Origin of the sequence: Klebsiella sp. CB_Kp196, assembly GCF_040061575.1 — a bacterium.
In the GTDB taxonomy this organism is placed as follows: Bacteria; Pseudomonadota; Gammaproteobacteria; order Enterobacterales; family Enterobacteriaceae; genus Klebsiella; species Klebsiella michiganensis.
In genome coordinates, this window is sequence record NZ_JBEAFH010000033.1 from 98,885 (window position 1) to 119,129 (window position 20,245).

Genomic DNA, 20,245 nt, shown 5'->3' on the forward strand with positions numbered 1-20,245 from the left:
ACACTCCCTTACTGCCGTTGTTACACTGGTAAATCTATCAGCAAAGCGCGCAGCGGCGTATCGGCAACGAGGGTAATGTTAGCTTCGTCACGAATAAACGCGCCATCACCGCAGGTCAAAGCCTGTTTCTCTTCTTCCTGCACTCGCGCATGTACCGTGCCGTGAATCGACTGCAGGTAGGCGCGCGGGCCGTGGAGCTGCACGTTAAGCTGCTCGCCTTTCGCCAGATTGATATGGTGGATCCATACCTGCTGGCGCAGCTGGAGACTGTTCTGGCTGCCGTCCGGCGAAGCCAGCAGCTGCTGCGTTCCCTCGGCGATAGCGATTTTTTGCACCAGCGGGTTTTCATGCTGCGGGCAGGCGTCCAGCCACAGCTGGATTCGCGTCAGCGAGCTCTCTTTGCTCAGGTTGTGCTCGCTGTAGCTCACGCCGGGCTGGGTGGATATCAGCAGCGCTTCGCCAGCTTTAGCCTGGATATGGTTGCCATCGCTGTCGCGGTATTCCGCTTCACCTTCCAGTATCAGGTTCAGAATGTCGACTTTCGGATAGGTACGCGGCTGGAACGACGCGCCGGGCGCCAGGACTTCCTGGTTGAGCACGCGCAGCGACGCGTAACCTAGCAATTTCGGGTCGAAGTAGTGGCCAAAGGAAAAGGTGTAGCGGGCCTGCAGCCAGCCGAAGTCGGCTTGACCGCACTGTTTGGCTGTTCGGGTTGTAATCATCTTCTTGACCTCTCTTTACACTAAATCAATGGTAAAGGTATGGACGCTGTATTGTTAGCCAGATATTCTGCCCGGTATGTTCAAATTTCCTGAATGAGAGAACGATGGCTAAAGAGAGAGCATTAACGCTGGAAGCGTTACGCGTTATGGATGCGATTGACCGGCGCGGAAGCTTTGCGGCGGCGGCTGATGAGCTTGGTCGGGTGCCTTCAGCGCTCAGCTATACCATGCAAAAGCTGGAAGAAGAGCTGGATGTCGTTCTGTTTGACCGTTCAGGTCATCGAACAAAATTCACCAACGTAGGCCGAATGCTGCTCGAGCGCGGGCGCGTTCTGCTGGAAGCGGCGGATAAGCTGACAACCGATGCCGAAGCGCTATCGCGCGGCTGGGAAACGCACCTGACCATCGTCACCGAGGCGCTGGTACCCACCACCGACCTGTTTCCGCTAATTGAAAAGCTCGCGACCAAATCGAACACCCAGCTGTCGATTATTACCGAAGTGCTGGCCGGGGCATGGGAGCGCCTTGAGCAGGGGCGGGCGGATATTGTCGTTGCGCCGGATATGCATTTTCGTTCCTCCTCGGAAATTAACTCCCGTAAGCTCTATTCGGTTATGAGCGTCTACGTTGCCGCCCCCGACCATCCCATTCACCTCGAGCCTGAGCCGCTTTCTGAAGTCACGCGCGTGAAGTATCGCGGCGTGGCGGTGGCGGACACCGCCCGCGAACGTCCGGTGCTGACGGTGCAGCTGCTTGATAAACAGCCGCGATTAACCGTGAGCTCGATCGAAGATAAACGCCAGGCGCTGCTGGCAGGGTTGGGCGTCGCCACGATGCCCTATCCGCTGGTTGAGCGGGATATTGCCGAAGGGCGCCTGCGGGTGGTCAGCCCGGAGTACAGCAACGAGATCGACATTATTATGGCCTGGCGCCGGGACAGCATGGGTGAGGCAAAATCATGGTGTCTGCGGGAAATCCCGAAGCTATTTATGGCAAGATAAAACAAAATGCGCCCCTTTTTGACGAGGGGCGCATGGTCAGTAAGAGGTCGGTTTCGGGTCCGGCCCGAAGCGGTTATTGCCTGGAGTGCCGTTCTGGCAATTGAAGACCAGGATCACCAGCCAGCCGATCACGGGGATCAGCAGTAATAACAGCCACCATGCCGAGCGGTCGGTGTCGTGCAATCGACGAAACTGCACCGCCCACCACGGTAAGAATATCAGCACGCCATAGATGGTCGTCAGAATGCCTTCCCCTCCGGCGCGCTGCCATCCGAGCATTTTATCAATAATGCTGAGTACGCCGGTCAGGATGATGTTGACCAGAATAAACATCCAGTACTCTTTGCGCCGGGCGCGGCCGCCAAATCCAATGTAGTTTTTTAATACTTTAAGATACCAGTCCATTTTTACGCCTCGATTAACCGTCAATCACTTGTTTTTAAAGCGATCGAAATAAGAATAGACGTGAATGAAATGCTGGTAAATATTTGTTTTGTGAATTATTGGGCGCGGTAAATGGCGCCCAACGGATTAGCGGAAGCGAAGATCGCGGCCGTGCGGTTCGTTAAGATCCTGCTGCGGGCCGACGGAGATAATCCCGGTTGGGTTGATCGTCTTATGGCTACGGTAGTAATGGTTGCGAATATGGGCAAAATCCACCGTTTCCGCGATGCCCGGCATCTGGTAGATATCGCGCAGGAAGCCATAAAGATTCAGATAATCGCTGATGCGGCGTTTGTCGCATTTAAAGTGAGTCACATACACCGGGTCGAAACGAACCAGGGTGGTCCACAGACGAATATCGGCCTCCGTCAGCTGGTTACCGGTCAGGAAGCGGTGTTGACCAAGGATTTGTTCCAGACGCTCCAGAGACGTAAACACCGCATCGACCGCTTCGTCATAGGCCTGCTGGCTGGTGGCGAATCCGGCTTTATAGACCCCGTTGTTGACGTTGTCATAGATCCAGCCGTTCAGCTCATCAATTTGCGCGCGCAGCTCAGGCGGGTAGTAATCTCCAGCGCGGGCACCCAGTCCGTCAAACGCGGTATTCAACATGCGGATGATTTCCGCCGACTCATTGCTGACGATGGTTTGCTGCTTTTTGTCCCACAATACCGGCACCGTGACGCGCCCGCTATAGTGGGGATCGGCATGCAGATAAAGCTGATAAAGAAATTCGTGCTGGTAGAGGGTATCGACCGTCGCTGCCGGGAAGCTATCGTCGAAAGTCCAGCCGTTCTCGAACATCAGGGGGTTGACCACGGAGACGGAGATAAACGGCTCCAGTCCTTTCAGGCTGCGCAGGATCAGGGTGCGATGCGCCCATGGGCAGGCCAGAGAAACGTACAGATGGTAACGGTCTTTTTCCGCAGCGAACCCGGCTTCGCCGCTTGGGCCCGGCGCGCCGTCGGCGGTTAGCCAGTTGCGAAAGGCGGACACAGAACGCTTAAATCGCCCTCCGGTGGATTTGGTGTCATACCAGGTATCGTGCCAGACGCCGTCAACTAATTGTCCCATTATTTCCTCCTTCAGATAGCAAAAGCGAGGAGAAGTCCCCTCGCTTTTTTATTTACTAGTATAGTGCGCTTACCACTTTTTATTCAGGACGCGGTCAATACTAAAGGCGCCTGGACCGGTGATAGCCAGCAGCAGGAAGCCGCCTGCGATGCTCAGGTTTTTCATGAACATCAGCGAGTTCACGCCCTCAGCAAAGTTGCTGTGGAACAGAAACGCGGTCAGCACGGTGAAGCCTGCGGTGAACAGCGCGGTGGTGCGGGTCAGGAAACCGAACAGAATCGCCAGACCGCCGCCGAATTCAAGCAGGATAACCAGCGGCAGCATAAACCCAGGGACGCCCATGGCTTCCATATATTGTTGAGTACCCGCATAACCGGTGATTTTTCCCCAACCTGCGGTGATAAACAGAATGGGCATCAGAATGCGCGCTACCAGTACACCAACATCTTCTAATTTTTTCATTTCTTACTCCAGAAAACCCAAAGGGCGGCGATTTTGTTTTTTGGTGCAATCCTGCGTAGTTACGCGGGCTTGCTGTCGATGGAGAGGATATTAGCGAGGATGAGATGTGATTGTTAGCAAGGAAAACTGTAGATCTTTTTCAAAGTTTCTGAGTAATTATTGATAAAGGACATGAATGTAAGAGGGGATGTAACGGGTCGTACAGGCGGTGCTGCGCAAAATGATGGCAGACGCTGAAAGGCGAAAGCGTTCTGCTGGTGAGCAAGAAGAGGGGCAAACCTGACGGGGACAGTGGGGCGAGAGGGATGCCGGGCGGCGGCTGGCGCCGGACCCGGTCATTAGCCTTAGCGCGAGGTGGACTGACGCAGCAGATTGCGTGCCATCCGCCAGGTGCTCCAGATACCGAGGCTGCGCTTTGCCCAGCGCATCAAAAAGCGCGGATGGCGAACGGACCATATTGCCACGATGCCGCTGCCGACCATTGCCCATGAACGCAGATTGAGGAAGGTGTTCCAGCCGCGATCAATGGGCGCGGTCGCTTCAATCCAGTGGCGGTGGCTGGCGCTAAGGTCCAGCCGCTGCTGTTGGATCAGGCGCAGCAAAAGCGCTTTTTGTCGTTCGCGTTCCTGCTGTTCGCGGCTCATGGCTTATCGTCCTCCAGCAATGCGCGGTCGTTAGCCAGCTCCTGACGCGTGAAGCGCAGGAACGTTGAACGTCGGGCTTTGCGTAAGGTCCAGATACCGCCAATGAGCGCTGCCAGCAGCAGGATAGCGGTGGTGGCGATCATCACGTTGAGCCGATACTGCGCATCGACGGCCCAGATGATGAGCACCAGCATGCTCATCAGCCCGAACGCGGCAAACAGCAGCGTCAGCCCGAGCATCAGGAACAGCTGGAAGAGATTGGCTTTCTCCTCTTCCAGCTCCACGACGACCAGGCGCAGGCGCGTTTCCACCATCTCGACCAGCAAAGTGACTATTCGCTGTCCGATGCCGAAAACGCTTTGCCCAGGCCCTTGCGTGCTTTTAGAGTTCGCCATAATTAACGACGCGTCAGCAGGACACCCAGTACCAGCCCGACGGCAGCACCAATTCCCACGCCGGTCCAGGGGTTTTCACGGACGTATTCATCTGCACGCGCAGCGGTTTCTCGCGTTTGCTTCAGGAGAGCATCGCTGGTTTCACCCAGGCGAACACGGCTTTCCTTCAGCGCGCTTTCGGCTTTACTGCGCAGCTTACCAATCTCTTCTTTCGACTTATCCGTGGAGGAGTTCAGCACTTCTTCCAGGGTATCAGCCAGCGTCTTCAGTTCCGCACGCAGGTCTTCTGCAACGTTATCTTTAGCCATGTTTATCTCCTGTTAAAGTGGTCCATATTGGTCTTGCTTAATCGATTAGTACTCGCGAGACTGCAGCTCTTTCAGTTCCTGCTGCGCTTCATCAAGTTTACGTTGACGCTTGCTGATTTTGTCAGCATCGCCTTTCTGTTCGGCTTCGCGCAGGTCGTTCCGACGTTCGGTAATTTCTTCCTGCTGTTTGGCGATTTTTTTCTGGTGATCGGCTTTGAGCTGGCTGTCGCTGCAGTGCGCTTTTACTTCGCTCAGCGCCTTTTTCAGACCGTCAATACGGTGCTGGTTATGATGCTTTTCTGCGTAGCTGATCTCCCGCTGGATATCCTGCTCTTTTTCCTGGCAAGGGGAGATGGCAAAGGCGCTGGCGCTCAGTGATGACAGAACCAGGATCAAAGCGATGCGGTGTTTCATGGATACGACCTTCCATTGTGTGGGGGAATATCTCAGGATATCCCCTATCCAGTTGAGTAACGTGAGTCTGGTGACGCCCGCAAACTTAATGATAGTAAGTAAACCGGGAAATCACCAAACAGGGTGAATATATTCGGAATTTTCGTGGATTACCCGAATCTGTGCGGCGTATCGCGCAGGCGCGAAATCCAGGCGGTAGGCGAATCATCGTCTTCCACTAAAGCGATAATATAACCATGCGGTAGAGCGCGGCCCAAAACTTCTTTTGCCGCAGCGCCCTGAGCGCTGGAGTCAAACTTGATAAGCAAACCGTCATTCTGCGGCGTAATGCTTTTAAAACGGATACCGTTAGCATCGAGATGGTGCCAGACGGAAAAACCGTCCGGCATGCTGATACCCTGACTAACGGGACGAATAGCCAGCGTGGATTCCTGCTGTTGCACGGTGAGCCAGAGCCAGAACAGGCCGCACAGGAGTAGCGAACCGCCCAGCACCCAGCTTATCTGACGCAGAGAGGAGCGTGTCATCTCCATCGTTAGCCCCGGCTTCTGTATTTTTTCTTCCACAGGACAATCAGCGAACCTATCAGGCCAAACACCAGCAGCGCGACGGGCAGCAGCATCAGGCAGGACATCAGCTGATCTTCATACTTCAGGAATACCGGCGTTTTCCCCAGCAGGTATCCCAGCGAGGTCAGAATCAGAACCCACAGCAGCCCGCTCATCCAGTTAAAAAACTGGAAGCGTGCGCTGCTCAGGCCTGATAGCCCGGCGATGGTCGGCAGCAGCGTACGAACGAAAGCGATAAAGCGGCCAATCAGCAGTGCGGAAAGCCCGTGCTTATGGAACAGGTGATGCGCGCGCTGATGATAGTGCGAAGGGAGGTGCGATAGCCAGTTTTGTACGATTCGCGTATTGCCAAGCCATCGGCCCTGAATATAGCTCAGCCAGCAGCCGAGACTTGCCGCCGCGGTGAGCAGCAGCAGCGTTTCCGGAAAGCCCATCGCGCCTTTGGCTATCAGGACGCCGACCAGCACAAGCAGGCTATCGCCGGGCAAAAAGGCGGCGGGCAGCAAACCGTTCTCAAGGAACAAAATCATAAATAAGACAAAGTACAGCATGCCAATCATGGAGGGATTAGCGAGAGTTTCGTAATCCTGAGCCCACAAGGCGTTCAATAATTGGGTTAATAGTTCCATTCACGATTCCTGGTACATCGGTTAACGGCACGTCTGAACGCGGTATATGCACGGCGACATAGCTTTTTATTAGATTATGGTCGCTACTGCGCTCTGAACGGTTCCCTGTTTAAAAGTGAAGTAAGCCAAAGCTAACTCTCAGAACGACAAAATGCATCTAATTGTAACAAACCCGCTGACTTTACGTCATAGAAATTGCAGTTTGTTGCATTCTGATTTTGCTGATTGCGAAGGAGGGTGGCGAGTGTATTTACACAGGCTGACACTATATATGCTTTGCTTACCCTGAGGCTTTACGGGCAGCGGAGGAATCGCTGCCCTGCAGAAGGAGAACGTCTATTTTACGCCGTTGGCGGCCGTATCGAGATGAACCACGGGATTATCGGCAAACAGGTAGCGATCGGCATTGAATTCAAAGTCGTCGCTGGTTTCGTTGAACAACATCAGCTTGGTATTTTCCAGATGCTGCCACATCGCCAGCTTAGCCGCATGCGGATCTTTGCGAATCAGCGCTTTAAGAATTTGGTCATGATCGTCGCACCAGTTATCGACGGTACGTGAGTCGATATGGTCGTGCAGTTTTTTCCAGTACGGGTTATGCACGCGCTGGGTCCACATTTTTTCGACGATAGCGGCTAACGCCGTATTTTGCGTCGCCAGCGCGACCTGGACATGGAACTGAAGATCCCATTCGGAATCGCGGAAGCACTTCTCTTTACGCGCTTTTTCCTGGATTTCCATCAGCTTCATGATGTCCTGCTTGGTCACCTGAGTCGCCGCGAATTCGGCAATATTGCTTTCTATCAGCTGACGGGCCTGCAACAGCTCAAAAGGACCATAATTGGCAAATTCCAGCGATTCGTCGGCAATTTGCTGATGTTTTGGATGATTAGAGATGACGTGGATGCCGGAGCCTTTGCGGACCTCAACGTAGCCTTCAACTTCCAGCATAATGATGGCTTCGCGAACCACGGTACGACTTACGCTTTTTTCATCAGCGATAAACCGCTCTGCGGGTAGCTTATCGCCCACAAGGTAGACACCTTGTTCAATGCGCGTTTTAAGCTCAGCAGCAAGCTGCTGATACAGACGACGCGATTCAGTGATTTCCATATTCGCTCCCGGGAGATGGCGACAATATTGGATTTGTTATACCACTTTTACGCGCTTCTCACCATAAGAAGAGACGAAAAAGCCGCCTTAATCAAGGCGGCTTTCGGAGGGGATAACTCGCGTGCCTCTAGCTTTGCGTGGCGGGTTTACTCGTTTCCAGCGGTGTCGTGTCGTCATCCGCCGATTTATTTTTCAGCACGGTCCAGATAACCACGGCGCCCAGCACATCGAAAACCGCCAGCACGGCGAACAGCGGGCTAAAGCCGATAGTGTCCGCCAGCGCGCCAACCACCAGGGCAAACATCGTGCTCGCCAGCCAGGCGGCCATACCGGTCATGCCGTTCGCCGTCGCTACTTCGTTACGCCCAAACACGTCGGAAGAGAGGGTAATTAACGCACCGGACAGCGCCTGGTGAGCAAAGCCGCCGACGCACAGCAGGGCGATAGCGACAAACGGGCTGGTGAACAGACCGATCATCCCCGGGCCAATCATCAGCACCGCGCCCAGGGTGACGACCATTTTGCGCGAAACGATGAGGTTAACGCCAAACCAGCGCTGGAACAGCGGCGGCAGATAGCCCCCAACGATACAGCCAAGATCGGCAAACAGCATCGGCATCCACGCAAACATCGCGATCTCTTTCAGGTTAAAGCCGTAGACTTTAAACATGAACAGCGGGATCCAGGCGTTGAAGGTCCCCCACGCCGGCTCGGCAAGGAAACGCGGCAGGGCGATACCCCAGAACTGACGGTTGCGCAGAATCTGCCACGGCGACATTTTCTTGCCGTTGTTGGTCTGATGCTGAGATTCCTGGCCGCCGATAATGTAGTCGCGTTCTTCTTCAGTTAATTTTTTCTGATCGCGCGGGTGTTTGTAGAAAATCAGCCACGCCATCGCCCAGGCAAAGCTCAGAACGCCGGAGATAATAAACGCCATCTGCCAGCTGTGCATCACGATGGCCCAAACCACCAGCGGTGGGGCAATCATGGCGCCGATCGAGGAGCCGACGTTGAAGTAGCCAACGGCGATAGAACGCTCTTTTGCCGGGAACCATTCGGAGCTGGCTTTCAGGCCCGCAGGGATCATTGCCGCTTCGGCGGCACCCACCGCGCCGCGCGCCAGTGCCAGACCGCCCCAGCTTCCCGCCAGCGCCGTAGAGCCGCAGAACACCGCCCATGCGATAGCAAAGAAGGCATAGCCGATTTTAGTGCCTAAAACATCCAGCACGTAGCCGGCAACGGGTTGCATAACGGTATAGGCAGCGGAATAGGCCGCGATGATATAGGAATACTGTTGGGTGGAGATGTGTAACTCTTCCATCAGAGTCGGCGCAGCTGCCGCCACAGTGTTACGCGTCAGGTACCCCAGCACGGTACCTAACGTCACCAGTGCGATCATGTACCAACGTAACCCTTTAATTTTACGCATGTAAACCTCATCGTTTGTTATATATCCGCAGCGGGTGCGGCTATCTTCCAGCCCTGTAACTGAGGCGAAGAAGGTGAAACGGAGGGTTCAGGAGAGGAAACCTCGTATGGCCCGAACCTTGCCATTAACTGTTGTGTCTAATTCGGTGTCCATACCGGTAAATCCGACGTGATAGTTCGTCGGTAATGCATTCCGTCGGTTTATATGTTTCGACGGCAGCAAGATAACTTGTCATACAACTTCAAAAGTTGAGTGACGTCACAAAAGTGGGAAAGTTTGTGTGGGCATTCGTTCATGCGAAAAAGGCCAGAGCTGGCGCGCTCTGGCGGGGCGTTTACTCCTTTGATGGTACTTTTTTTGTCATCGTTTATTGATCTAACTCACGAAAAATACTTCGGCCTGTGGAAATTGGTGTGATAACTTTGTCAGCATTATAGTCAATCATCTGATGGGCTCCCCAGGGGGCGAAGAGGACACGAAAATGACACCGTTTATGACCGAAGATTTTCTGCTTGATACCGAGTTTTCCCGCCGCCTGTACCACGATTACGCGAAAGACCAGCCGATTTTTGACTATCACTGCCACCTGCCGCCGCAGCAGATCGCGGAGAATTATCGTTTCAAAAATCTGTATGACATCTGGCTGAAAGGCGATCACTATAAATGGCGCGCGATGCGTACTAACGGCGTAGCCGAGCGTTTGTGCACCGGCGATGCTTCCGATCGCGAGAAATTTGACGCCTGGGCGGCCACCGTACCGCATACCATCGGTAACCCGTTATACCACTGGACGCATCTTGAGCTGCGCCGTCCTTTTGGTATTACAGGTAAGGTTCTCTCTCCGGCGACGGCGGATGAAATCTGGAATCAGTGCAACGATCTGCTGGCGCAGGATAGCTTTTCCGCTCGCGGCATCATGCAGCAGATGAACGTGAAAATGGTCGGCACCACCGACGATCCGGTCGATTCGCTGGAGCATCACGCCGCCGTCGCTAAAGACAGTTCATTCTCCGTGAAAGTACTGCCGAGCTGGCGCCCGGACAAAGCCTTCAACATCGAACAGGCCACCTTCAACGACTACATGGTGAAGCTGGGTGAAGTGTCTGACACCGATATTCGCCGCTTTGCCGACCTCCAGTCCGCGCTGACCAAACGTCTGGATCACTTCGCCGCTCACGGTTGTAAAGTGTCTGACCACGCGCTCGACGTGGTGCTGTTCGCCGAAGCCAACGAAAGCGAACTGGATAGCATCCTGGCGCGTCGTCTGGCGGGTGAAGCCCTCAGCGAGCATGAAGTCGCGCAGTTCAAAACGGCGGTACTGGTCTTCCTCGGCGCGGAATACGCCCGCCGCGGCTGGGTGCAGCAGTACCACATCGGCGCGCTGCGCAACAACAACCTGCGCCAGTTCAAACTGTTAGGGCCGGATGTAGGGTTTGACTCCATTAACGACCGCCCGATGGCGGAAGAGCTGTCCAAACTGCTCAGCAAACAGAACGAAGAAAACCTGCTGCCGAAAACGATCCTCTACTGCCTGAACCCGCGCGACAACGAAGTGCTGGGTACCATGATCGGCAACTTCCAGGGCGAAGGCATGCCGGGCAAGATGCAGTTCGGTTCCGGCTGGTGGTTCAACGATCAGAAAGACGGTATGGAACGTCAGATGACCCAGCTGGCGCAGCTTGGCCTGCTGAGCCGCTTTGTCGGGATGCTGACCGATAGCCGCAGCTTCCTCTCCTACACCCGTCATGAATACTTCCGCCGCATCCTGTGCCAGATGATTGGCCGCTGGGTTGAAGCGGGAGAAGCGCCGGCGGATATTCAGCTGCTGGGCGAGATGGTGAAAAACATTTGCTTTAACAATGCGCGTGACTACTTCGCCATTGAACTGAACTAAGACCAGAGGTCGGTTGATATGCAATACATTAAAATCCATTCGCACGATAACGTCGCGGTAGCGTTGGCGGATATGGCGGCAGGCACGGTAGTCACCATTGACGGCGATACGGTCACGTTGGCGCAGGATATTGCGCGCGGGCATAAGTTTACGCTGCGCGGCATTGCGAAGGGAGACAACGTCATTAAGTATGGTCTGCCGATAGGGCATGCGCTGGCGGATATTGCGCCGGGGGAACATATACACTCCCATAATACGCGTACTAACTTAAGCGATCTCGACGCGTACAGCTATCAACCGGATCTGATCGAACCCGCCGCGCAGCCGGCGGATCGCGACATCCAGATTTATCGTCGCGCCAACGGCGAAGTCGGGGTGCGCAACGAGCTGTGGATCCTGCCGACCGTCGGCTGCGTCAACGCCATGGCGCGCCAGATGCAGAACCGTTTTCTGAAGGAAACCAACGACGCGGAAGGTATCGACGGCGTTCATCTCTTCAGCCATACCTACGGCTGCTCACAGCTCGGTGACGATCACATCAACACCCGTACCATGCTGCAAAATATGGTGCGCCACCCGAACGCCGGGGCGGTACTGGTGGTGGGTCTGGGCTGCGAAAACAATCAGGTTGATGCCTTCCGCGAAACGCTGGGCGAGTTCGACCCTGACCGCGTCCACTTTATGATCTGCCAGCACCAGGATGACGAAGTGGAAGCCGGGCTGGAGCATCTGCGCCAGCTGTATGAGGTGATGCGCCACGACAAGCGCGAGCCGGGTAAGCTGAGCGAACTGAAGTTTGGTCTTGAGTGCGGCGGCTCTGACGGTTTGTCCGGCATCACCGCAAACCCGATGCTGGGCCGCTTCTCGGATTATCTGATTGCCAACGGCGGCACCACCGTGCTGACCGAAGTGCCGGAAATGTTCGGCGCCGAGCAGCTGCTGATGAGCCACTGTCGCGATGAAGAGACGTTTGGCAAGCTGGTGACGATGGTTAATGATTTCAAACAGTACTTTATCGCTCATGACCAGCCGATTTATGAGAATCCATCGCCGGGCAACAAAGCGGGCGGTATCACGACGCTGGAGGATAAGTCGCTGGGCTGCACGCAGAAAGCGGGCTCCAGCCAGGTGGTCGACGTCCTGCGCTATGGCGAGCGGCTAAAAGTGCACGGCCTGAACCTGCTGAGCGCCCCGGGCAACGATGCGGTTGCGACCAGCGCCCTGGCCGGCGCGGGCTGCCATATGGTGCTCTTCAGCACCGGTCGCGGCACGCCGTACGGCGGTTTTGTGCCAACGGTGAAAATTGCCACCAACAGCGAGCTGGCGGCAAAGAAAAAACACTGGATCGACTTCGATGCCGGTCAGCTGATTCACGGTAAAGCGATGCCGCAGCTGCTGGAGGAGTTTGTCGATACCATTGTGGCCTTTGCGAACGGTAAGCAGACCTGCAATGAGCGTAATGATTTCCGCGAGCTGGCGATATTCAAAAGCGGCGTCACCCTTTAATTACTCGTTATCTTTCACGCCACAGCTGCGGCGTGAAACCTTGTTGAGTAATAAAGGGAGTCGTTTCAAAAGCGGCGTTTCAGAGTATGATGCGCCGTTTTGTCTTATACCCTAAATAATTCGAGTTGCAGGACAAAGCACTTGTGCTTTGAACAGCGCTGGCGCTGGCCCCGAAGGGGCGAGACCGCAGGCCGAGTAACGCGGCAAGTGAGCGAATCCCCGGGAGCTTACTGAAGTAAGTGACCGGGGTGAACGAACGCAGCTAACGCACATGCAACTTGAAGTATGACGGGTATATAAGGACTTTTCATGACCGCATACTGGCTTGCCCAGGGCGTCGGCGTTATCGCCTTTCTGATCGGGATTACGACCTTTTTCAACCGCGATGAGCATCGCTTTAAGCTACAGCTGGCCGTCTATAGCGCCACTATTGGCGTGCATTTCTTTTTGATGGGCGCCTGGCCGGCGGGAATGAGCGCCGAGCTGAATACCGTCCGCACCCTGATCTCCATGCGCACCCGCAGGCTGTGGGTGATGGCCCTGTTTATCGTGCTCACCCTGGTGCTGGGGCTGGCGAAGCTGCAGCACTCCATGGAGCTGCTGCCGATTATTGGCACCCTGGCCAGTACTTGGGCGCTCTTTCGCTGCTCGGGTCTAACCGTCCGCTGCGTCATGTGGTGTTCGACCGCCTGCTGGGTGATCCACAACTTTTGGCTGGGCTCGCTCGGCGGCACCCTGATTGAAGGCAGCTTCCTGTTGATGAACGGTCTGAATATCATCCGATTCCGGCGGATGCAAAAGCGCGGTATCGATCCGTTTAAAGCGGAAAAGGCGGGGCAGAAAGAGAACCCCTCCGCGCGTTAGCGGAGGGGAGAGGTGAGATTAACTGCGCAGGGCGTTTTTCGCCAGCTGTTCGTCTTCAGCGATACAGGCGGCGGCGGTGAACAGCGCATCGGTCGAGGAGTTCAGCGCGGTTTCGCAGGAGTCCTGCAGAACGCCGATGATGAAGCCCACGGCGACCACCTGCATGGCGATATCGTTCGGGATACCAAACATATTACAGGCCAGCGGGATCAGCAGCAGCGACCCGCCCGCCACGCCGGAGGCGCCGCAGGCGCACAGCGAGGCGACCACGCTCAGCAGCAGCGCGGTCGGCAGATCGACCGGAACATTCAGCGTGTGTACGGCCGCCAGGGTCAGAACCGTGATGGTAATCGCCGCGCCGGCCATGTTAATGGTCGCGCCCAGCGGAATAGAGACCGAATAGGTATCGCGATCCAGATTCAGCTTTTCGCACAGCGCCATATTCACCGGAATGTTGGCGGCGGAGCTGCGGGTAAAGAAGGCGTATACGCCGCTTTCGCGCAGGCAGGTCATCACTAGCGGATACGGGTTGCGGCGGATTTTCCAGAACACCAGCAGCGGGTTAATCACCAGCGCCACCAGCAGCATACAGCCAACCAGCACCAGCAGCAGCTGGGCGTAGCCCCACAGGGTTTCAAAACCGGTCGTCGCCAGCGTGGAAGCGACCAGGCCGAAGATACCCAGCGGCGCAAAGCGAATCACCACTTTAACGATAAAGGTAACCGCGTGGGACATGTCGTTAATCAGATTTTTGGTGGTTTCATTGCCGTGGCGCAGCGCGAATCCTAAACCGACGGCCCATACCAGAATCCCGATATAGTTGGCGTTCAGCAGCGCGTCAATGGGGTTAGAAACCATGCTCATCAGCAGCCCGCGCAGGACTTCGACGATACCCGACGGTGGGGTGATGCTCTCTGCCGCCGCGTTCAGGTGCAGCGTTGACGGAAAGAGGAAGCTGAACAGCACCGCGGTTAACGCGGCGGCAAAAGTCCCCAGCAGATAGAGGAACAGAATCGGGCGGATGCTGGTTTTCTGCCCCTGCTGATGGTTGGCGATAGAGGCCATGACCAGCATCAGTACCAGCACCGGCGCCACCGCTTTCAGCGCGCCGACGAACAGCGTACCCAGCAGTCCAACCGCCACGGCGGCCGGTTTTGAGACCGTCGCCAGCAGCACGCCGAGTACCAGACCAATTAAAATTTGTTTGACCAGACTGCCCTGAGCCAGTCGCCGTAGCAGGGGCGATCGGGGTGATGGGGTTGCCATAATTCATTCCTTCCAGTGATGTCGCTGTCCGTCCCGGCTACGTATTATTTGTAACGTTTATGTCCGGATGTAAATAGATGTTTGCCTGGTTGAGTATACGGAAAGAACGCTTCTGGGGAAGGGTAAAATGCTGTTTATTGCGCTGAGATCTTATTTTTTAACTATGTATTAACTATTTTGTGACATGAGTAAGAATAATGCGCGGCAAACGTTGCCGACCGGGTGAAACGGGTCTTCACCCGGCCGTTTACGTCTTACTGCAGCTGTTTTTTCCGATCGTTCTGCTTATTGACCCAGGCGTTGATAAGCAGCGTCAACGCCAGAATACCGCCGACCACGCCCAGCGAAATGCCGATGGGAATATGGTAAAAATCGACAATCAGCATCTTGATGCCGATAAACACCAGAATCACCGACAGGCCGTACTTCAGCATGGAGAAACGCTCCGCGACGCCCGCCAGCAGGAAATACATCGCGCGCAGGCCGAGAATCGCGAACAGGTTTGAGGTCAGCACGATAAACGGATCGGTGGTCACGGCGAAGATGGCCGGAATGCTGTCGACGGCAAAGATAACGTCGCTCAGCTCGACCAGAATCAGCACCAGCAGCAGCGGCGTGGCGTAGATAACGCCGTTTTTGCGGGTAAAGAAGCGTTCACCTTCGATTTTATCCGTCATGCGCAGATGATTGCGGATCCAGCGCACCAGCGGTTTATCGCCGATCCCGGAATCGTCCTCTTTCGCCAGCGCCATCTTCACGCCGGTAAACAGCAGGAATGCGCCGAAGACGTAGAGCAGCCATTCAAACTGAGAAATCAGCCAGCTGCCGGCGAAGATCATGATCGTACGCAGCACGATCGCGCCCAGTACGCCGTAAACCAGTACTCTACGCTGTAGCGCAGGAGGAACGGCAAAGTAGCTGAACAGCATCAGCCAGACGAAGACGTTATCCACGGCCAGCGCTTTCTCGATCAGGTAGCCGGTGAGGAACGCCAGCGCTTGCGGGTCGGCCACGGCGCGACCTTCGGTCTGCACCAGATACCACCAGAAAGCGGCGTTAAACAGCAGCGAGAGGGTAACCCAGAGGATGGACCAGCCAGCGGCCTGCTTCATGGTCATGCTATGCGCACCACGCCGTCCCTGCAGCAGCAGATCGATAGCCAGCATGATGACCACGACCACTGCGAATCCGCCCCATAACAACGGTGTGCCGACAGTATTCATTACGATATTCCTTACATAAAAACAAAACGGCTGACGTCGGAAGACGGCAGCCGCTGCGCTTTTATGCATAGACCTCGCCTTCCGGCAAGGTCTCACTTACAACAAGAATCTGTTGCCCGGCGACCGGATGCGGTTTTTCACGCATCGTAATGACGATCGGCCGGCAAGGAAGTTACTCCCCTTTGCGCGTAACAAAGTATTACAGGTTATAAATGGCGTCAATGGAGGCCGACGGACCATTTACACAGCTTTACGCCACCGGTTGACTATCCGCCGGGAAGACCACGCCGGTCTGGCGACGAATTTCGCTCAGCAGCTTCGCCGTGATGCGGCTCACTTCCAGACCCGGATGAGCCACCTCGTTGGCTTCGACCAGACGAGCGAACTCCTCCGCTTCATACAGCATCGTATTGATATGCTGCGGCTGGGTGAGATCCTGAGACTTGCCGCCGCGCGGCACGAAGCACACTTTCTGGCATTCGGAGATTTTTTCGATCACCAGCGCGCCGGCTTCGCCCTGAATTTCGCTGGGGATGGCGGAATCGCTGACCTTCGAGTGGTGCAGGGTGACATCGAAATCTCCGTAGCTAAGAACGACTGTGCCCTGGCCATCGACGCCGCTCTCCAGCAGGCTGGCGGTTGCGTGCACCGCGCGAGGCTCGCCCCACAGCGCCACCGCGGAGGCCAGACAGTAAAAGCCGATGTCCATGATCGAACCGTTAGAGAAGGCCGGATTGAAGGTGTTGGGATTTTCGCCGTCGAGATAGCGCTGATAGCGGGAAGAGTACTGGCAGTAGTTAATAAAGGCTTTGCGCAGCTTGCCGATCTTGTCGAACGACTGTTTAAGCAGCAGGAAGTTTGGCAGGCTGGCGGTTTTGAACGCTTCGAAGAGCACCACGTTATTTTCCCGCGCCGTTTTGATCGCGGCTTCGACTTCCTGCAGGTTCGAGGCCAGCGGTTTTTCGCAAATCACGTGCTTTTTATGGCGCAGGAACAGGCGGGTTTGCGGGAAGTGCAGCGAGTTTGGGCTGGCGATATAGACCGCGTCAACGTCAGGGCTTTGCGCTAAATCTTCCAGCGAAGTGAACAGATGTTCGACGGGATAGTCGCTGGCGAAGGCCTGGGCTTGCTCAAGGCTGCGGGAGTAGATGGCGGTGAGTTTATATTTGCCGGTTTCATGGGCGGCATCGACAAACTGCTTGGTTATCCAGTTTGTGCCAACAACTGCGAAACGTATCATAAACGTTGACGAACTCCGTAAAAGGGACCTTTCGTCACTGTAGCACGCCATCATGACAAAACCAGTGCGCTATGGCGCAGAAGCTTGAAGAGTGGTGTGTTGTCTGATGTACGCATAAAGCGTACAATTAATGTGTACAATTCAAGCTGGGAGAAATTTATGCGCTCATACAGTACATCTGAAGCCAGACAGAATATTGCGGCCGTCATGGACGCCGCTGCCAGCGGAGAACCGATTGAAATTACACGGCGTGATGGAACGTCTAATGTTTTGATCAGTAAGGCGGAATATGAAACGTTTATGAATGCCAAACTTGATGCGGAGTTTGATTTTATTATGCAGCGACACGGCCGCACAGTTAAGGCGTTGACCGATCGATGAAATGGGTGAGCGCAAGCGAAGTCATTGCCTTTCATGATCGCATTTTACAACATCTCCCCGGCGTTAAAGGTATGTCCGATCCTGGTCGGGCGGAAGCCATAATTTATCGTGTACAGAACCGCTTTCACTATGAAGGGGTGAACGACATTTTTGAACTGGCTGCAACCTATTGGGTCGCTATCGCGCGTGGGCACATTTTTAATGATGGTAATAAGAGGACTGCTTTTTTTATCACCATGACGTTCCTGGCCCGCAATGGGTATCTTATCGCTGATGAAGATACCCGGTTGGAAGAACTCACTGTGCTGGCTGCGACAGGCGAAGCTACGGTAGTGGTTCTTGCTGATGCGTTACGGCAATTGGCGCTCTAACGAAAGCTGGGTCAGCCACAGGCGGGTATCAAACTCCAGCTGATGGTACTGCGGCTCCATATGGCAGCACAGCTGATAGAACGCTTTGTTGTGCTCTTTTTCCTTCAGGTGCGCCAGCTCGTGCACCACGATCATCCGCAGAAAATCCTCCGGCGCATCGCGAAAGACGGTGGCGACGCGAATTTCGGCTTTGGCCTTCAGCTTGCCGCCCTGAACGCGGGAGATGGCGGTATGCAGGCCGAGCGCGTTGTTGAGCACGTGGATCTTGTTGTCGTACATCACCTTATTGATCGGCGCCGCGCCGCGCAGATAGCGGGACTTCAGATCCTGGGTATACTGGTACAGCGCTTTATCGTTGTTGATATCGTGACCCTGCGGATAGCGCTTTTTCAGCACCTCGCCGAGACGGTTCTGTTCGATTAACGCGGTGACCTGCGCCAGCAGGGATTCAGGGTAGCCCTGGAGATAGGTTAAAGTGCTCATGCAGCCTGTTTGGGTCATTCAGCGACAACTGCCGGGGATTCTAGCACCCCGCGCGGGCAGGATGCCAGAAAGGCGGCGTTACTCGATTATCGCGTCTTCTACCGTCCGGTAGCTAAAGAAGTCAAACAGCGCCTCTTTACGATGCAGCATGCTATCCACGCAGGCCATGCCGACAAACGCGCCGGTAAACTCGCCGTAGCGGCTGTATTCATCGGAAAAATGCGAGGTGTCGTAGACCGCGCCGATGTTTTGGTATTTTTCGCCATCCGCGGACCACGAGCATTGTATCTCCCGGCCGTTAATCGCCATCGCCAGATAGACTTCTCCCTCCGCAAGGCGGATTTTCTGCGGGTCGTCGTGACGCTCGCCGTTATCCATATAAATGATGGCCAGCTGCGCTGCGCCGGAGGCTTCATCCCAGGTTTTATGCAAAAACAGATAGTTCATGTTGTCGTAATAGAGCGTCAGGCCGGCGCTGTGCTGATAAATCTCCGGGCTGAAATCCATCTTCGTGACGATGGTGGCGTATACCGAGGTGAGCTTTTTCGCCAGCAGACTGACTTTATTGAGCGAGCTCAGCGACTCCTGGCCGCGTAAGGCAAGGTAGCCCGCTTTACGTTCAAGGCTGGTAAAGCGCTGAAAGCGGATCCGCGGCGCATAGAAGGCGTTATCCAGCGTCTGCCCATCAAAATCATCCCTGTCTGGTTTAGCCGGAAACGGCTGAGAAGGCAGATTAGACTCTTCCACCTGGTGCTGAGCGAGGTTCCCCCCGTCCGCCATGCGCAGCCAGCCATCGTCGCTCCATACCATCTTTTGTATCGCCGTCTCGCGGCCCAGCGGGCAGCGCAGCGCCTGGCGGAAGGGTCTGCTGCAAAGATGGGTTAACCAGACTTCGCCCGTCGGGGTCTCGACGTAGCTGCCGTGCCCGGCTTTTTGCAGATAGGTTTGCGGATTGAAGTAGTGTGGTTTGAGATGGTCTGCGTCGTGGCGCGCGTTAAAGTTCTCCGGCCAGGAGGTGACGATGGGGTTTTGCGGATCGCCTTCATAGGGGCCGGCGACCTGCGTTGCGCGCGCCATGGTGACCGCATGGCCGTAGCCGGTGCCGCCTTCGGCGACCATCAGGTAGTAATAGTCGCCGCGGCGCGTCAAATGCGGTGCTTCAATACAGCCGCGATCGGTACCGCCGCGCCAGATCCGCTGCGGATAGCCGACAACGCTTCGCGTTTGCGGCGAATACTCCACCAGGCAAATGGCGCCCGGTTTTTCGTAACCTTCGCGGGTTTCCCACTCCAGGGAAACGATCCATTTTTTTCCGTCGGTGTCGTGCAAAATGGAGGCATCGAACCCGGCAGAGTGGAGATAAACCGGCTCACTCCACGGGCCGGTGATTTCACTGGCGGTAATTAGATAGTTATCTACATCGAAATAACGTGAATTCATGGAATTCATCACGCCATAAATAACGTAGAACAGCTTTTCCTCTTCACACCAGGTCAGGCTCGGTGCCCAAATGCCTTTGGCGGAGGGCAGCTTTTTTAAATCCGGATTATTATCATCGGTAAGAACGTGGGTAAGTAATTGCCAATGTTTTAAATCCCTCGAATGATAAACTGGCAGACCGGGAAACCATTCAAAGGAAGAGACCGCCACATAATAATCATCGCCGCGCCGACAGATACTGGGGTCAGGATTAAAACCTTTAAAAACAGGATTCTGAATCATCGTATTTACCCTTAATGCGCAAAATATAGCGATGATTGTAAATAGGCGATGGCGACGGGGATATATAGACTCTGGCTATTTATATAATAAA

General features: G+C 55.1%; 23 protein-coding genes. 6 read left to right on the plus strand and 17 right to left on the minus strand.

Translation table 11 applies throughout. The annotated features are described in order from the left end of the window. Positions 1-20 precede the first annotated feature (20 nt). Entirely contained in the window at positions 21-722 is a 702-nt protein-coding gene (locus ABLU87_RS07245) for a pirin family protein (protein ID WP_122116831.1), read from the minus strand. A 104-nt stretch (positions 723-826) separates the two neighbouring features. On the opposite strand from ABLU87_RS07245, the gene ABLU87_RS07250 reads away from it, so the two are divergent. Next, on the plus strand, positions 827-1,723 hold the full coding sequence (locus ABLU87_RS07250) for a LysR family transcriptional regulator (protein ID WP_014226944.1): 897 nt from the start codon (positions 827-829) through the stop codon (positions 1,721-1,723). 36 nt (positions 1,724-1,759) lie between these two features. Here the strand turns inward: ABLU87_RS07250 and ABLU87_RS07255 are convergent, their stop codons facing one another. From ABLU87_RS07255 to ABLU87_RS07305, 11 genes are all read right to left on the minus strand, one after another. Then, on the minus strand, positions 1,760-2,128 hold the full coding sequence (locus ABLU87_RS07255) for a DUF805 domain-containing protein (RefSeq protein WP_004105984.1): 369 nt from the start codon (positions 2,126-2,128) through the stop codon (positions 1,760-1,762). Positions 2,129-2,254: 126 nt separating this feature from the next. Then, positions 2,255-3,241 carry a glutathione S-transferase family protein gene (locus tag ABLU87_RS07260; RefSeq protein ID WP_122116832.1) on the minus strand — a complete coding sequence of 329 codons (987 nt, stop codon included), beginning with the start codon at positions 3,239-3,241 and terminating at the stop codon, positions 2,255-2,257. Between the two features lie 69 nt (positions 3,242-3,310). Beyond that, a complete protein-coding gene (locus tag ABLU87_RS07265) occupies positions 3,311-3,703 on the minus strand; it encodes a DoxX family protein (protein ID WP_004125512.1) in 393 nt (130 codons plus the stop codon). A 344-nt stretch (positions 3,704-4,047) separates the two neighbouring features. Beyond that, complete coding sequence (locus ABLU87_RS07270) at positions 4,048-4,347, minus strand: YqjK family protein (RefSeq protein ID WP_004854457.1); 300 nt, start codon at positions 4,345-4,347, stop codon at positions 4,048-4,050. Next, the gene (locus ABLU87_RS07275) at positions 4,344-4,742 is read right to left on the minus strand and encodes a phage holin family protein (protein ID WP_004854455.1); all 399 of its coding nucleotides are present in this window, start codon (positions 4,740-4,742) and stop codon (positions 4,344-4,346) included. The genes ABLU87_RS07270 and ABLU87_RS07275 overlap by 4 nt, the downstream gene beginning before the upstream one ends. Before the next feature lie 2 nt (positions 4,743-4,744). Next, a complete protein-coding gene (locus ABLU87_RS07280) occupies positions 4,745-5,050 on the minus strand; it encodes a YqjD family protein (protein WP_004854453.1) in 306 nt (101 codons plus the stop codon). Between the two features lie 45 nt (positions 5,051-5,095). Beyond that, positions 5,096-5,464: a DUF1090 domain-containing protein gene (locus ABLU87_RS07285; protein WP_014226939.1), complete on the minus strand. Its 369-nt coding sequence runs from the start codon at positions 5,462-5,464 to the stop codon at positions 5,096-5,098. A gap of 149 nt (positions 5,465-5,613) precedes the next feature. After that, positions 5,614-5,991 (minus strand): EnvZ/OmpR regulon moderator MzrA, encoded by a 378-nt coding sequence (mzrA, locus tag ABLU87_RS07290; RefSeq protein WP_161506366.1) that lies wholly within the window; start codon positions 5,989-5,991, stop codon positions 5,614-5,616. Positions 5,992-5,999: 8 nt separating this feature from the next. Next, complete coding sequence (yqjA, locus tag ABLU87_RS07295) at positions 6,000-6,662, minus strand: DedA family general envelope maintenance protein YqjA (RefSeq protein ID WP_004125499.1); 663 nt, start codon at positions 6,660-6,662, stop codon at positions 6,000-6,002. A gap of 336 nt (positions 6,663-6,998) precedes the next feature. Continuing rightward, entirely contained in the window at positions 6,999-7,775 is a 777-nt protein-coding gene (gene exuR, locus ABLU87_RS07300) for a transcriptional regulator ExuR (protein WP_004854448.1), read from the minus strand. Between the two features lie 127 nt (positions 7,776-7,902). Further along, positions 7,903-9,204 (minus strand): MFS transporter, encoded by a 1,302-nt coding sequence (locus tag ABLU87_RS07305; protein WP_004854445.1) that lies wholly within the window; start codon positions 9,202-9,204, stop codon positions 7,903-7,905. A gap of 481 nt (positions 9,205-9,685) precedes the next feature. On the opposite strand from ABLU87_RS07305, the gene uxaC reads away from it, so the two are divergent. The 3 genes from uxaC (at position 9,686) to ABLU87_RS07320 (ending at position 13,468) form a co-directional block, all read left to right on the plus strand. Further along, complete coding sequence (uxaC, locus tag ABLU87_RS07310; protein ID WP_049083893.1) at positions 9,686-11,098, plus strand: glucuronate isomerase; 1,413 nt, start codon at positions 9,686-9,688, stop codon at positions 11,096-11,098. 18 nt (positions 11,099-11,116) lie between these two features. Further along, a complete protein-coding gene (locus tag ABLU87_RS07315) occupies positions 11,117-12,604 on the plus strand; it encodes an altronate dehydratase family protein (protein ID WP_014226935.1) in 1,488 nt (495 codons plus the stop codon). 309 nt (positions 12,605-12,913) lie between these two features. Beyond that, complete coding sequence (locus ABLU87_RS07320) at positions 12,914-13,468, plus strand: YgjV family protein (RefSeq protein WP_122116833.1); 555 nt, start codon at positions 12,914-12,916, stop codon at positions 13,466-13,468. 18 nt (positions 13,469-13,486) lie between these two features. Here ABLU87_RS07320 and sstT read toward each other — a convergent pair whose 3' ends face one another. From sstT to ABLU87_RS07335, 3 genes are all read right to left on the minus strand, one after another. Further along, on the minus strand, positions 13,487-14,734 hold the full coding sequence (gene sstT / locus ABLU87_RS07325; protein WP_122116834.1) for a serine/threonine transporter SstT: 1,248 nt from the start codon (positions 14,732-14,734) through the stop codon (positions 13,487-13,489). 254 nt (positions 14,735-14,988) lie between these two features. Further along, entirely contained in the window at positions 14,989-15,957 is a 969-nt protein-coding gene (locus tag ABLU87_RS07330) for a TerC family protein (protein WP_048260487.1), read from the minus strand. Positions 15,958-16,207: 250 nt separating this feature from the next. After that, a complete protein-coding gene (locus ABLU87_RS07335) occupies positions 16,208-17,197 on the minus strand; it encodes a Gfo/Idh/MocA family oxidoreductase (protein ID WP_032693240.1) in 990 nt (329 codons plus the stop codon). 159 nt (positions 17,198-17,356) lie between these two features. On the opposite strand from ABLU87_RS07335, the gene ABLU87_RS07340 reads away from it, so the two are divergent. Further along, positions 17,357-17,578: a type II toxin-antitoxin system prevent-host-death family antitoxin gene (locus ABLU87_RS07340; RefSeq protein ID WP_004105957.1), complete on the plus strand. Its 222-nt coding sequence runs from the start codon at positions 17,357-17,359 to the stop codon at positions 17,576-17,578. After that, positions 17,575-17,949: a type II toxin-antitoxin system death-on-curing family toxin gene (locus tag ABLU87_RS07345; RefSeq protein WP_004105955.1), complete on the plus strand. Its 375-nt coding sequence runs from the start codon at positions 17,575-17,577 to the stop codon at positions 17,947-17,949. The genes ABLU87_RS07340 and ABLU87_RS07345 overlap by 4 nt, the downstream gene beginning before the upstream one ends. Here the strand turns inward: ABLU87_RS07345 and ABLU87_RS07350 are convergent. Together ABLU87_RS07350 and ABLU87_RS07355 are read right to left on the minus strand one after the other, a co-directional pair. Further along, entirely contained in the window at positions 17,929-18,432 is a 504-nt protein-coding gene (locus ABLU87_RS07350; RefSeq protein WP_004105953.1) for a M48 family metallopeptidase, read from the minus strand. The two genes, ABLU87_RS07345 and ABLU87_RS07350, sit on opposite strands and share 21 nt — an antisense overlap. Before the next feature lie 78 nt (positions 18,433-18,510). Beyond that, positions 18,511-20,154: a glycoside hydrolase family 43 protein gene (locus ABLU87_RS07355; RefSeq protein WP_122116835.1), complete on the minus strand. Its 1,644-nt coding sequence runs from the start codon at positions 20,152-20,154 to the stop codon at positions 18,511-18,513. Positions 20,155-20,245: the final 91 nt, after the last annotated feature.

Coding starts and splice junctions, on each gene's coding strand:
- ABLU87_RS07245 (WP_122116831.1), bottom strand. CDS start 722: ATGATTACAACCCGAACAGCCAAACAGTGCGGTCAAGCCGACTTCGGC.
- ABLU87_RS07250 (WP_014226944.1), top strand. CDS start 827: ATGGCTAAAGAGAGAGCATTAACGCTGGAAGCGTTACGCGTTATGGAT.
- ABLU87_RS07255 (WP_004105984.1), bottom strand. CDS start 2,128: ATGGACTGGTATCTTAAAGTATTAAAAAACTACATTGGATTTGGCGGC.
- ABLU87_RS07260 (WP_122116832.1), bottom strand. CDS start 3,241: ATGGGACAATTAGTTGACGGCGTCTGGCACGATACCTGGTATGACACC.
- ABLU87_RS07265 (WP_004125512.1), bottom strand. CDS start 3,703: ATGAAAAAATTAGAAGATGTTGGTGTACTGGTAGCGCGCATTCTGATG.
- ABLU87_RS07270 (WP_004854457.1), bottom strand. CDS start 4,347: ATGAGCCGCGAACAGCAGGAACGCGAACGACAAAAAGCGCTTTTGCTG.
- ABLU87_RS07275 (WP_004854455.1), bottom strand. CDS start 4,742: ATGGCGAACTCTAAAAGCACGCAAGGGCCTGGGCAAAGCGTTTTCGGC.
- ABLU87_RS07280 (WP_004854453.1), bottom strand. CDS start 5,050: ATGGCTAAAGATAACGTTGCAGAAGACCTGCGTGCGGAACTGAAGACG.
- ABLU87_RS07285 (WP_014226939.1), bottom strand. CDS start 5,464: ATGAAACACCGCATCGCTTTGATCCTGGTTCTGTCATCACTGAGCGCC.
- mzrA (WP_161506366.1), bottom strand. CDS start 5,991: ATGACACGCTCCTCTCTGCGTCAGATAAGCTGGGTGCTGGGCGGTTCG.
- yqjA (WP_004125499.1), bottom strand. CDS start 6,662: ATGGAACTATTAACCCAATTATTGAACGCCTTGTGGGCTCAGGATTAC.
- exuR (WP_004854448.1), bottom strand. CDS start 7,775: ATGGAAATCACTGAATCGCGTCGTCTGTATCAGCAGCTTGCTGCTGAG.
- ABLU87_RS07305 (WP_004854445.1), bottom strand. CDS start 9,204: ATGCGTAAAATTAAAGGGTTACGTTGGTACATGATCGCACTGGTGACG.
- uxaC (WP_049083893.1), top strand. CDS start 9,686: ATGACACCGTTTATGACCGAAGATTTTCTGCTTGATACCGAGTTTTCC.
- ABLU87_RS07315 (WP_014226935.1), top strand. CDS start 11,117: ATGCAATACATTAAAATCCATTCGCACGATAACGTCGCGGTAGCGTTG.
- ABLU87_RS07320 (WP_122116833.1), top strand. CDS start 12,914: ATGACCGCATACTGGCTTGCCCAGGGCGTCGGCGTTATCGCCTTTCTG.
- sstT (WP_122116834.1), bottom strand. CDS start 14,734: ATGGCAACCCCATCACCCCGATCGCCCCTGCTACGGCGACTGGCTCAG.
- ABLU87_RS07330 (WP_048260487.1), bottom strand. CDS start 15,957: ATGAATACTGTCGGCACACCGTTGTTATGGGGCGGATTCGCAGTGGTC.
- ABLU87_RS07335 (WP_032693240.1), bottom strand. CDS start 17,197: ATGATACGTTTCGCAGTTGTTGGCACAAACTGGATAACCAAGCAGTTT.
- ABLU87_RS07340 (WP_004105957.1), top strand. CDS start 17,357: ATGCGCTCATACAGTACATCTGAAGCCAGACAGAATATTGCGGCCGTC.
- ABLU87_RS07345 (WP_004105955.1), top strand. CDS start 17,575: ATGAAATGGGTGAGCGCAAGCGAAGTCATTGCCTTTCATGATCGCATT.
- ABLU87_RS07350 (WP_004105953.1), bottom strand. CDS start 18,432: ATGAGCACTTTAACCTATCTCCAGGGCTACCCTGAATCCCTGCTGGCG.
- ABLU87_RS07355 (WP_122116835.1), bottom strand. CDS start 20,154: ATGATTCAGAATCCTGTTTTTAAAGGTTTTAATCCTGACCCCAGTATC.